The 11,723-nt window shown below is 66.9% G+C and carries 10 protein-coding genes; 6 read left to right on the top strand and 4 right to left on the bottom strand.

The genetic code is table 11. The annotated features are described in order from the left end of the window. Positions 1–217 precede the first annotated feature (217 nt). Complete coding sequence (locus ACK4S9_RS14160; RefSeq protein ID WP_409726597.1) at positions 218–1,153, bottom strand: methyltransferase; 936 nt, start codon at positions 1,151–1,153, stop codon at positions 218–220. A 179-nt stretch (positions 1,154–1,332) separates the two neighbouring features. Between ACK4S9_RS14160 and ACK4S9_RS14155 the strand changes: the two genes are divergently transcribed. The 4 genes from ACK4S9_RS14155 to ACK4S9_RS14140 all read left to right on the top strand — a co-directional run bounded on the left by ACK4S9_RS14155 (position 1,333) and on the right by ACK4S9_RS14140 (position 4,429). Beyond that, positions 1,333–1,521, top strand: a complete 189-nt coding sequence (locus ACK4S9_RS14155; RefSeq protein ID WP_409726595.1) for a hypothetical protein — start codon at positions 1,333–1,335, stop codon at positions 1,519–1,521. A gap of 21 nt (positions 1,522–1,542) precedes the next feature. Beyond that, complete coding sequence (locus tag ACK4S9_RS14150; protein ID WP_409726593.1) at positions 1,543–2,397, top strand: neutral zinc metallopeptidase; 855 nt, start codon at positions 1,543–1,545, stop codon at positions 2,395–2,397. 181 nt (positions 2,398–2,578) lie between these two features. Continuing rightward, positions 2,579–3,763, top strand: a complete 1,185-nt coding sequence (locus tag ACK4S9_RS14145) for a zinc-dependent alcohol dehydrogenase (RefSeq protein ID WP_409726591.1) — start codon at positions 2,579–2,581, stop codon at positions 3,761–3,763. Between the two features lie 9 nt (positions 3,764–3,772). Continuing rightward, positions 3,773–4,429 carry a hypothetical protein gene (locus tag ACK4S9_RS14140; protein ID WP_409726589.1) on the top strand — a complete coding sequence of 219 codons (657 nt, stop codon included), beginning with the start codon at positions 3,773–3,775 and terminating at the stop codon, positions 4,427–4,429. Between the two features lie 57 nt (positions 4,430–4,486). Here the strand turns inward: ACK4S9_RS14140 and ACK4S9_RS14135 are convergent, their stop codons facing one another. Continuing rightward, the gene (locus tag ACK4S9_RS14135; protein ID WP_409726587.1) at positions 4,487–5,737 is read right to left on the bottom strand and encodes a PepSY-associated TM helix domain-containing protein; all 1,251 of its coding nucleotides are present in this window, start codon (positions 5,735–5,737) and stop codon (positions 4,487–4,489) included. Positions 5,738–5,841: 104 nt separating this feature from the next. Between ACK4S9_RS14135 and ACK4S9_RS14130 the strand changes: the two genes are divergently transcribed. Together ACK4S9_RS14130 and ACK4S9_RS14125 are read left to right on the top strand one after the other, a co-directional pair. Further along, complete coding sequence (locus ACK4S9_RS14130) at positions 5,842–7,986, top strand: TonB-dependent receptor (RefSeq protein WP_409726585.1); 2,145 nt, start codon at positions 5,842–5,844, stop codon at positions 7,984–7,986. A gap of 203 nt (positions 7,987–8,189) precedes the next feature. Next, positions 8,190–9,902 carry a M4 family metallopeptidase gene (locus ACK4S9_RS14125; RefSeq protein ID WP_409726605.1) on the top strand — a complete coding sequence of 571 codons (1,713 nt, stop codon included), beginning with the start codon at positions 8,190–8,192 and terminating at the stop codon, positions 9,900–9,902. On the opposite strand, the gene ACK4S9_RS14120 is transcribed toward ACK4S9_RS14125, so the two are convergent. Together ACK4S9_RS14120 and ACK4S9_RS14115 are read right to left on the bottom strand one after the other, a co-directional pair. Beyond that, positions 9,896–10,603 (bottom strand): M23 family metallopeptidase, encoded by a 708-nt coding sequence (locus tag ACK4S9_RS14120; protein WP_409726583.1) that lies wholly within the window; start codon positions 10,601–10,603, stop codon positions 9,896–9,898. The genes ACK4S9_RS14125 and ACK4S9_RS14120 overlap by 7 nt on opposite strands. Positions 10,604–10,642: 39 nt before the next feature. Then, the gene (locus ACK4S9_RS14115; RefSeq protein WP_409726581.1) at positions 10,643–11,689 is read right to left on the bottom strand and encodes a L,D-transpeptidase; all 1,047 of its coding nucleotides are present in this window, start codon (positions 11,687–11,689) and stop codon (positions 10,643–10,645) included. Between the last annotated feature and the right edge of the window lie 34 nt (positions 11,690–11,723).

Here is an 11,723-nt window from a genome sequence, read left to right as displayed (position 1 = left end):
CCATCAGGGACCGCGACAAATCGTCGTAGATAAAGTCCGAATGTACGGGTGCAATCTTTACCTTTACGCTGTTACGAATTGAGCGCTTGGCAAACCGGGGGCGTCCATGTACGCCTAACAATTCCCCCGATGGCTGCGTTGCATCGTCTCGCCGTACTAACGTACTGTCTTCGACGATGCGCCTTGCCCTCGGGGTTTTGTTAGGCGCTCCAGGAAGCTATCGCCGGATCGCGTGCAGCCACACCGCCGCGATCCGTTCGGCGTCCTCGTAGCCGGGTTCCCCCAGTTGGCCGCCGAAGATGTCCGGGTCCAGTTCCTCGTAGCTCCAGTGGTCGCATTCGGCCTCCAGGTCGGGGCGCACCGCTTCCAGGAACTCGTCGACCGGTCCGGTGATGGCGACTCCCGTGTACAGCATCAGGTTGCCGCCCTTGCGCAGCCGCCCCAGGCTTTCCCTGACGATGCGCACCGACAGTTCGGCGCCGCGCATGCCGCCGCCGTGGCGGTAGGGCAGTTCGCTCGGGTCGAGCACATAGGGCGGGTTCGAGACGATCAGGTCGAAGTCGCCATCCAGGCTGTCGAACAGGTTGCTGTGGCAGGCATGCAGGTTCGGCAGTTCGGCCAGCCGGGCATTCACCACCGTCAGCGCCAGCGCGCGTGTATTGATGTCGGCGCCGACCACCTCGGCGTGCGGGAACTGGCGCGCGATCGCCAGCGCGCCGGCGCCGCCGCCGCAGCCGATGTCGAGCGCCCGCACGGGACCCGAACCGAGCCAGGGAAAGGCGCGTCCCATGGTGCCGACGAAGCGGTAGGTGTCCGGCCCGAAGAACACCGCATCGTCATCGATGGTCGGGTAGGCCGAATGGAACACCAGCATGTCTCCCAGGGTCGAAGCGCGCAGCGTCGAGCGCAGCAGGGCGCCATCTAGCGCGACGATGCCGGCCTCGCGCATCAGCGCCAGCAGTTCGGGCGCCACGTCCTCCGGGGCGAAGGGCCGGCTCCAGCCGAAGATGCCGCGCAGATCCTGCGCGCGTTCATTGCCGGGACGGCGGTTGATGCGGCGGTGCGTGGATGGGGTGACCGTGATGAAACGGTAGTCGTGCTCGCGCAGGTAGCGGCCGACGGCGACGAGGGCTTGGGCGTGTGGACTTGTCATGTCCTGCAGCGTCGCATACCGTAGGCGGTGGCGCTGTGCGCCAGCTAACGCTGTCCGTGAGCTTGGTGAGTGGAAATTGCCGCTCATATGTGAACATGCGAACAGTGCAATACGCTAGGGATGTCCATACTCGATCATACGGGGCGGCTTGGCCGCTTGGCCCATCACAGGAGGGGAACATGGCGAACAGGGACGGAGTCGAAGGGCCGCTCGGCCGCGTGGAACGTGAAGTCGCCCGCGAACGCCACGAGCGCGCCTTGCATGACGAGGCGCGCAGCGGGCTGGCGCCGCTCGAAGAGGAATTTCGCCTGAAGGATGCACGCGAACGCGCCGACAGCTGCGGCTTGAAGCGCCAGCAGGGGCGCTGAGCGCCGCATGAGGAGAGCAGCATGAAATGGGAAGGCGAACGCCAGAGCGATAACGTGGAGGACCGCCGCGGTGGCGGCGGGGGATTCGGCTTCGGCGGCAAGACCGTGGGCATCGGCACGCTGGTCGTCGCCCTGATCGGCAGCGTGTTCTTCGGCATCGATCCGAGCGTCTTCCTCGGCGGCGGCGGTGGGCCGGTGGCGGTGCAGCAGGGACCGCAAGGACCGCAGGGGGCGCCGGCGAACGACCGCGAAACCCAGTTCGTGCGCGCGGCGCTGGGATCGACCGAGGATGCCTGGGCCAAGCTGTTCGCGGAGCAGGGGGCGCAGTACCAGCCGGCCCGGCTGGTCCTGTTCGAGGGTGCCACACCCACCGCCTGCGGCACGGGGCGCAGCGCCACCGGTCCCTTCTATTGTCCGGCAGACCGCCAGGTCTACATCGACCTGAGCTTCTTCCGCCTGATGGAACAGCGCTTCCAGGTCGCTGGCGAATTCGCGCAGGCCTACGTCATCGCGCACGAGGTCGGCCACCATGTCCAGAACCTGCTCGGCATTTCCGACCAGGTCCACACCGCGCAGCGCAGCATGTCCGAAACCGAGGGCAACCGTTTGTCGGTGCGGCTCGAGTTGCAGGCCGACTGCTTCGCCGGCGTGTGGGCCAACCAGCGCAAGCAGGTCATCGAGCCCGGCGACGTCGAGGCGGCCCTGGCGGCGGCCACCGCCATCGGCGACGACGCCCTGCAGCGCCAGTCGCGCGGCACGGTGGTGCCGGATTCGTTTACTCACGGCAGTTCGGCCCAGCGGGTACGCTGGTTCACGCGCGGCCTGGAGAGCGGCAGCGTCGAGCAGTGCAACACTTTCGAGGCGCGCCAGCTGTAGGTCCCTTCTGTAGGACTAGCGCCCGTCGAGCTCCATCCAGGCGTCAAAGCCCGTCAAAACGCCCCGTTCGTTTCCGTGCGCGTATCGAAATCCTTGGTGTTTTGACATAAGGTGCTTGCACAAGCCCGCCGAGCCGGCGGGCGCTTTGTATCCCGTTGCGAACAACCATCGAGGAGGAGTTATGCTGGCAATGAACTACCGCGGGCCCTACCGCGTCCGCGCCGATCACAAGCCCGACCCCGTCATCGAGCACCCGGGCGACGCCATCGTGCGCGTCACCCGGTCCTGCATCTGCGGCTCGGACCTGCACCTGTACCATGGCCTGGTGCCCGACACCCGTGTCGGCCACACCTTCGGCCACGAGTTCATCGGCGTTGTGGAAGAGGTCGGCTCCGGTGTGCAGCACCTGAAAGTCGGCGACAAGGTGCTGGTGCCCTTCAACGTGTTCTGCGGTTCCTGCTTCTTCTGCGACCGCGAACTGTTCGGCAATTGCCACAACATGAACGCGCAGTCCACCGCGGTCGGTTCCATCTACGGCTACTCGCACACGGCCGGCGGCTACGACGGCGGCCAGGCCGAGCTGGTGCGGGTGCCGATGGCCGACGTCGGCCCCATGGTCATCCCCGACGACATCCACGACGACGACGCCGTGCTGCTCACCGACGCGGTGCCGACCGGCTACCAGGCGGCGGAAATGGGCGACATCCAGGAAGGCGACACGGTGGTCGTGTTCGGCGCCGGCCCGGTCGGCATCTTCGCCGCCAAGTCGGCCTGGCTGATGGGGGCGGGGCGCGTGATCGTGGTCGACCACGTCGAGTACCGGCTCGAATTCGTCAAACGCTACGCCCAGTGCGAGGTGGTCAACTTCAAGGAAGTGCGCGACATGGCCGAGCACATCAAGAAGATGACTGACTGGATGGGCGCCGACGTCTGCATCGACGCGGTCGGGTGCGAAGCCTCGGGCAATGCGATGCAGTCGCTCACCGGGCGCTACACCATGATGCAGGCCGGCTCGGCCACGGCGCTGCACTGGTGCATCAACTCGGTGCGCAAGGGCGGCAACGTGTCGATCGTCGGCGTCTACGGCCCGACCTTCAACTTCGTTCCGATCGGCAATGCCCTGAACAAGGGCCTGACCCTGCGCATGAACCAGGCCAGCGTCAAGCGCCACCTGCCGCGCCTGATCGAGCACATCCGCGCCGGGCGACTGAATCCCAAGGAAATCATCACCCACCGGGTGCCGCTGGAAGAGGTGTCGGACGCCTATCACATCTTCTCGGGCAAGCTCGACAACTGCATCAAGACCATCCTGATCCCGCCGAACGCCAACCAGGTGAAGGCGGTCTCGGCCAGCGTACAGCATTGAGGAGCGACCATGGAACCACGTAGCGACATGAAAGAACACCAGCATCACGAGCACGCCCACGGCCACGATCACGAGCATGGCCACCTGCAGCAGCACCCGGGCCAGGGCCACATCGCCCCGCGCCGGCCGTCGCGCCAGGAACTGCAGCACATCCAGGGCTGGGGCGCCGACCTCGACCACAAGAACCGCCCCGGCGTGCCGATGGAACGCACACCGCCGCGCTTCATCAACCAGCCCGAAGGCGACCCGCCGCAGCAACAGGAGAAGGTGGAAATTCTTGTCTCGAGCGAGCGCCCCGGCATCACCCAGGTGTTCGGCACCGTGCAGCCGCCTTCGGGCCTGTCGGGCATGATCCGGCGCCTCGCCTTCAAGGCCAGCGAGAACGACATCCGCCACTGGCTGCTCCTGCTGCTGGCCGACCGCGTCAACATGGTCGAAGGCATCGCCGACGACCTGGCGCACGGAAAGGTCCCGAACGTGCTGGGCGAGATGGGCATCAAGGCCGAGATGCAGCACAACCCGGCCGGACTGGCCAAGAAGGTGGCGATCACCGCCGCCGTGGTGGGTACGGCCGTCTACCTGATGAAGCGGCGCGACCGTGACGATGATCGCTACGAGCGCAGCCGCTACGAGGGCGACCGTTACGGCGAGCGTTACTACCGCTGAGTCTTGAACACTGCGGCGAGCAGGGGCAGCAGGGCCGGGTGGGCCTGCTGCTTGCGCTCAACCGTAGCGTGGGTCGTTCAGTACCGGTGACGCCTCGGTCTTCACCGGGGCCGGCGCACGGCGCGGCGCCGCGGCTGCGGCCGGTGCCTGGCGCTTGGCCGGCTTGCGGCGGAACTTGATCCAGACCACCAGGCCGGTGATGAAGAACAGCAGCGGGGTCAGGCCCACCACGCTGATGAGGATGCGCCCGGCCACGCCGAACGCTTCGCCGGTATGCAGTGGATACAAGGTGCTGACGACCCAGTCGCCGCCGCGCGCCGTGAGCGGATCGATGGCGCGCAGGATCGCGCCGCTGCCCGCATCCACGCTCACCCGGGTGGCGCCCGCGCCGTGGCGCAGTTCGCCCGGCTGGCGCACCCGCACCTCGTAAGGCTGCTCCGGCTTGGCCGGGATGCCGATGCGCGACACCCGGCCCTGCGGGTAGCGCGCCTGCGCGGCCGCCATCGCGGCGCCGGCGTCGATGCGCGGCCCTGCCGATGGACTGGCGTTCAGCGGCTTGTCGTTCTTGCTCACTGGCCCGGCCAGGCGGATGGCCGGCGTCACCCAGTCCGGCGCGTTGAAATACACCCCCGAGAAGGCCAGCACCAGCAGCACCGGCGCCACGTAGAAGCCGGCCGCGCGGTGCAACTGGAAGTTGAACTTGGGCCAATTGCTGCCGCGGCGCACCGAGATCGCATGCCAGAAGGCCGACAGCGTCATCTTCGGCCACCACACCACGATGCCCGTCAAGGCCAGCACCAGCAGGGCCACGCCCTGCACCGCGATGACGAGCTTGCCCGCATCGCCCGCCATCAGGTAGCGGTGCAGGTGGAACAGGGTCGGCATCAGGAGCGGCCGCGACAGGCCGGCTTCACCCCAGTTGCGCTCGCCCAGGATCGCCAGCGTGGCCGGGTCGACCATGACCTGGCGCGTCACGCCCTGGGTCCAGCTGGATTCCGGCTTCTCCGGCCGGTACCAGGCCACATAAACGTCCCCATGCACTTCCGGCAGGAACAGGGTGTCGGGCCGCCCATAGCCTGGCGTCTCCACCAGCTGCGCCATCACCGCCGCCACCTGGGCCGGGGCAGGGCGGACTTCGCTGCCGGCAATCGCACCCGCCGGTGGCGCCACCCGCAGCAATCCCGGATTGAGCCAGGCATCGAGTTCATGGCGCCAGCCGATGACGGTGCCGGTAAGCCCTTGCAGGACCAGGATGGTGCCGAAAATCAGGCCGGCCCAGAGGTGAACGGTGCGGATGAGCGGTTTCATGTCCGGAATGATAACCGAAATGAGAATTATTCTCGATCTTGCGTCATTACATGATAACGATTATCATTTCGAACATTCCTGCTGAGTAAGCGTATTGCATATCCATGAATAAGAACAATTCGCTCAAAACGATTTCCGCCGCCGTCGCCAGCGCATGCATGCTGATGGTCGTCTCCCATGCCGGCGCCCAGGAGGCGGCGCAGCAGGAAGAAGACCTGGCCTCGGTGGTCGTCACCGCCACCCGCACGGCCAAGGCCGTCGACAAGATCCCCGGTGCGGTATCGGTCATCACCCAGCAGGAACTGTCCACCCAGTACCTGATCGCCGACGATCCTTCGCAGGCGCTCGCGACCTACGTGCCGGGCTATGCGCCGAGCCGCCAGAAGATGACCTCCACCGGCGAATCGCTGCGCGGCCGCCAGCCGCTGATCCTGTTCGACGGCATCCCGCAATCGAACCCGCTGCGCGCCGGCATGCGCGAAGGTTATTTCGCCGACAGCGCCATCATCGAGCGCATCGAAGTCATCAACGGCGCCTCGGCCATGCAGGGCATGGGCGCGACCGGCGGCATCATCAACTACATCAGCAAGACCCCGCGCGTCGAGGGCACGACCTATACCGTCAACACGCGCTTGGCCAGCCAGTTCGAGTCCGACAGCCTGGACTGGAAGACCGGCTTGACCGTCAGCCACAAGTCGGGCGACTTCGACATGCTGGCCTATGCCAGCGTGCAGCGCCGCGGCATGGGCTACGACGGCAGCGGGCGCCGCCTGGGCGTGGACGCGGTGCAGGGCGACACCATGGATTCGCACGGCAACGACCTGTTCCTGAAGATGGGCAGGAACTTCGGCGACCAGCGCCTGCAGCTCACCCTGAACCGCTTCGACCTGGCCGGCGACGGCGACTACCGCAGCGTGCCCGGCAACCTGGCCCAGGGGCTGCCGACCAGTTCGGTGCCCGGTACGCCGATCGGCATGCCGCCGCGTAACAAGGTGCGCAGCGCCAGCCTCGACTACCGCCACAACGACCTCGGCGGCGGCTACCTGACCGTGCAACTGTTCGGCCACGAATTCTCCGCCCTGTACGGCGCCACCAACACCTCCACCTTCCAGGACCGGGCGATTGCTCCCGTCGGCAGCCTGTGGGACCAGTCGCAGGTCGTGACCGACAAGCGCGGCTCGCGCATCACCTGGGTGCGTCCGGACCTGCTGGTAGAAGGCCTGGAACTCACGGCCGGCCTCGACTGGCTGCAGGACAATCCGCAGCAGCGCCTGGCAGGAACCGGCCGGACCTGGGTGCCGGAGCTGAAGTTCCGTTCGCTGGCCCCCTTCACCCAGCTCGAATACGAGTTCGGCCCGGTGACGGTGCGCGGCGGCGTGCGCTTTGAAGACGCCAAGCTCGATGTCGACACCTACACCACGCTGGCCGCCTACGGCAGCCGCCGGGTGGAAGGCGGCTCGGCCGAGTTCTCGAAGGCGGTCAAGAACATCGGTGCCGTGTGGCGCTTCGCCCCCGGCTGGTCGGCCTTTGCCGGCAGCTCGGAAGGCTTCGGCCTGCCGGACGCCGGCCTGGTGCTGCGCGGCGTGTCGGTGCCGAACCAGTCGGTGTCGAACCTGATCAGCCTGCAGCCCATCGTCACCCGCAACAACGAGGTCGGCATCAACTGGCGCGGCAAGCACGGCCAGTTCGGCCTGTCGCGCTACGATTCGCGTTCGAAACTCGGCAGCGTGATCCGGATTACGTCAAGCGGCATCGGCCTGGTCGAGCGCGTGCCGACCACGGTCAAGGGTTGGGAGGCGAATGCCGAGTGGCGTCCGAACCAGGACTGGAGCGTGTTCGGCACCTGGGCCACCCTCGATGGCAAGACCGCCGCCACGCAGGGAGCGCCAATGGACCTCGACCTGGGCGCCCGTTCCCAGGGGCCGGACAAGTCGGTGCTGGGCGCCAACTGGAAGTTCCAGCCGAACGCCCAGCTGCGCCTGCAGGCCACCCACCTGCGCGACCGCGACATCAACATCGGCCGCCGCGTCGGCACCAGCAACCTGGAAGAGCACTTCAAGGGCTATACCCTGGTCGATACCGCCGTCACCTGGGACAGCGCCTATGGCCGCTTCGGCCTGAGCGTGGAGAACCTGTTCGACAAGCAGTACGTCGGCTATTACTCGCAGTCCGCATCAAGCGTGGACGTCAACGCCACCTACGCTGGGCGCGGCCGTACCTTGGCGCTGAGCTGGAACCGCAGTTTCTAAGCTCTGCCTCTTTGCTTGAGCGTTGCGCTCAAGCAAATCTTTCCCTACCGAGCTCGTCCAAACTGTCCGGTGGGCGGTCCATCCCAGGACCGCGTTTTTCACCACGGGGGACGAGATTGAGAACGCACACCACCTTCCCGGCAGCGCTGCTCGGCGCCGCCCTGCTGTTCCTGCCGCCGGCGCCGCAGCTGCATGCGGCGCCGATGATGAGCCCGCCCACGACCCTGAGCCCCAAGCTGAAGTCCGCGCTGCTGGCCCAGCTGGCGGCGCAGCGCCAGGCCAAGGGACTGGATGCCGACCACCATTACCGCATCACATCCCAGCATCCGGGCGCTAACGGCACCCAGATCCTGCGCGCGGCCCACACCTGGAAGGGCTTGCGCGTGTTCGGTTCCGACTCCGTGGTGGTGCTCGACAAGTCGCTCAGGATCGTGTCCGAGTCGGCGTCCGAGCGGCGCCAGCACCTCGGCACCGGCAGCGGCAACCGCCTCGGCGCGCTCACCGCGAGCTTCAGCGTCCAGCCACAGATCAACAGCCGGGCGGCGATCGCGGCGGCCATGGCCTCGCTCGCGCCCGCCTTCGGGCAGAATCCGGTGACGGTGGCCAAGCCGACTGCCGAACTGCTGATCTATCCGGTGATGCGCATGCAGCGCGTGGTGGGCACGGGCGCCAAGGAAGAAGCGGAGCTGAACGCCCTCGACGTGCAGGACGTGGTCGAGCGCTATGAACTGGCCTACCTGGTGCGCACCCGCCTGCGCGTGGGCGACCAGCCGGTCTACCACGACAGCATCGTCAGTGCCAGGGACGGCGCCATCCTCGACCAATGGAGCATGGTGCAGACCGTGATCGGCGTGGGCAAGAGCCAGTACAACGGCGAAGTCCCGCTCAGCACGACCTTGAGCAACGGCGTCTACCAGATGCTCGACCCGGAACGCGGCAAGGGCGGCGCCTTCGGGGCGATGGCGGTCACCAACGCCAACAACGGCAGCAGCGCCGGCAAGGTCTACACCAATGCCACCAACGTCTGGGGCGACGGCAAGCAGTTCGAGGGCGGCAGCACGACCGGGCCGAACGGCCAGACCGCGGCGGTGAACGCGATGTGGGGCCTGATGAACACCTACGACGCCCACAAGAACGTGCTGGGCTGGCTGTCGCTCGACGGCAAGAACACCGCCACCTATATCGCCGCCCATGTCAACCGCGGCTACGACAACGCCTACTACAGCGACACCTGCAAGTGCATGTTCATCGGCGACGGCACCTATTTCACCAGCCTGGGGGCGATCGACGTGGTCGGCCACGAAATGGGGCATGGCATCACCGCATCGACGTCGGACCTGATCTACAGCGGCGAATCGGGCGGCCTGAACGAATCGAGCTCGGACATCTCGGGCGAGGTGGTGGAAGCCTATGCGCGCGCCGGCGGCAAGGGCGACAAGTTTCCGGAAGAGGGCAACGACTGGCAACTGGGCACGGAAATCAGCCGCAACGCCACGCCGCTGCGCTGGATGGTCCGCCCGAGCAAGGACGGCAGCAGCCCGGACGCCTGGAGCACCTCGCTGCGCCGCCTCGACGTGCACTACAGCAGCGGGCCGAACAACCGCATGTTCTACTTCCTGTCGCGCGGCTCGAAGGCGGACAGTGCGGGCGACCACTACAGCAAGTACCTGGTGAAGCAGCCGAACGCGATGACCGGGATCGGCATGGACAAGGCCTTCCGCATCTGGTTCCATGCGAACACCACCAAGTTTACGTCCTCGACCAACTACGCCGATGCGCGCGCCAAGATGATCGAGGCGGCCGAGGAGCTGTACGGCAAGGACAGCCGCGAGTCGGTGGCGGTGCAGCGCGCCTACGCCGCCATCAACGTCGGCGCGGACGTGGACGAACCGGGGGCGGTCGCCACGCCTTACTGAGCCGCGAGCGTTTGTGCGTCGCTCATCAGGGGGAGGGGATTCAGGGGCGTCCCTTTCCACCACAGCTTCTCGGGCGTGAGCTCGAACACCGCGAAATGCAGGTGCGGCGCGTTCGGGTCGGAATTGCCGGTCACGCCCACATAGCCGATCACATCGCCGCGCTTGACAATCATGCCTTCCTGGATGCCGTCGGCGTAGCGGTCCAGGTGGGCGTAGTAATACGCGTACTTCTCGCTGGGGTCGAACTGGTACAAGGTGGTGCCGCCGGGTTTGCTCGTGAACAGCTTGGCCACCTTGCCGTCGGCGGCTGCCAGTACCGGCGTGCCTTTCGGCGCCATGATGTCGAGCGCTTCATGGTGGCGCTGGGTGCCGCGCGGCTGGTCGTAGGTGTCGCTGAGATTGGCCGCCTTGATGCCCTGCACTGGCACCAGCAGCTTGCCGTGGACGGCGCTTGCTACCGCGTCGGCCGGCGACTGCGGGCCGGTAGCGGACACCGCGGGGGAGGGCGGACGCAGCGGCAGGTCGAATTCGCTCAGGTCGGCCTGGATGCTCGGCGGACCCGGCAATTGCGGATCGATCTGGGCCGCCGGCACGCCGGCCGCCGGCGCCGCCGCCACGCTCGGCGCCGGCTCGTCGGGCACGGCGCGCAACATCACGAACAAGCCACCGGCGCCGACCAGCACGCCGAGCAGAAAGGTCATCAGCCATCTCATGTCGTCCTCCGTTGGGGATTAATCCAATCAGCTCTCCAGCACCACTTCCAGGCCCGCGCTGACCGCGCCCGCCACTTCGGCGGCGCTCCAGTTGGTCAGGCGGATGCAGCCGTGCGACTCGGTCTTGCCGACGTGGCCCGGCACCGGCGTGCCGTGGATGCCGTAGTGCTCCTTGGAGAGGTCGATCCAGACCACGCCGACCGGGTTGTTCGGTCCCGGTGCGACCTTGGCTTTCTTGTCGCCCGGCTCGGCGTCCCAGAACAGCTTCGGGTTGTAATGGTAGGTCGGGTTGGCGTGCACGCCGTTGATCTTCCAGGTACCGATCGGCAGCGGATCGTTGGAACTGCCGGTCGAGACCGGGTATTGCGCGATCAGGCCGCCGTTGGCATCGTACAGCTGCAGCACCTTCGGTCCTTCCTTGACCACCACTTTCGCGGCCTTGGGCAGCGGCTGCTTGCCGTGGACGTTGGGGACGACGATCTGCTCGCCGGCGCGGCTGAAGTCCTTGCCCGGATTCAGGCGTTCCAGCATGGCCGGCTTGGCGTGGAATTTTTCGCCCAGGCCTTCGAGCACGCTGGCGTAGCCCAGCTCGGGCAGCTTGGCCTTTTCCATCATGTCGTCCGGCACCGGGCGGAAGGGGCCGGCCACGTCGGCCTCGACCAGGGTGTAGGTGACCAGGTGCGGGCTATTATCGGTATTCAGCGCCTCCCAGGTGGCGGCATCGAGCTTGCCGGTCACCGGCAGCTTGCGCAGGGACTGGAAGGTGCTCAAGGCCTGGCGCATGTTGGAGCCGTAGGCGCCGTCGATCTCGCCGGGCGACAGGTTGGCGCGGTCCAGCAGGACCTGGGCGCGCAGGTTGCGTTCGAATTCGGCCTTTTTCGCGGTGGCCGGGTCCACCGGCGCGCCGGCCTGGACGGGCGCCTGTCCGGTAGCGCCCGGCGTTTGTTGCTGTTGCTGTGGCGCCGGCTGTTGCTGGGCAGGTGCGGGAGCGGGCGCCGCTTGCTGTGCATGGGCCAGGGGGAGCGTGCCCAGCAGGGCAGCGACGAGAAGGGGGAGGGCGTTCGATTTGCTCATTTTGGTTTCCTGCAATGCTTGCTTTCGGAAACCT

It is taken from the genome of Massilia sp., from assembly GCF_046293535.1.
Taxonomy (GTDB): domain Bacteria; phylum Pseudomonadota; class Gammaproteobacteria; order Burkholderiales; family Burkholderiaceae_D; genus Telluria.
This window is presented reverse-complemented; position numbering and strand designations above follow the sequence as displayed.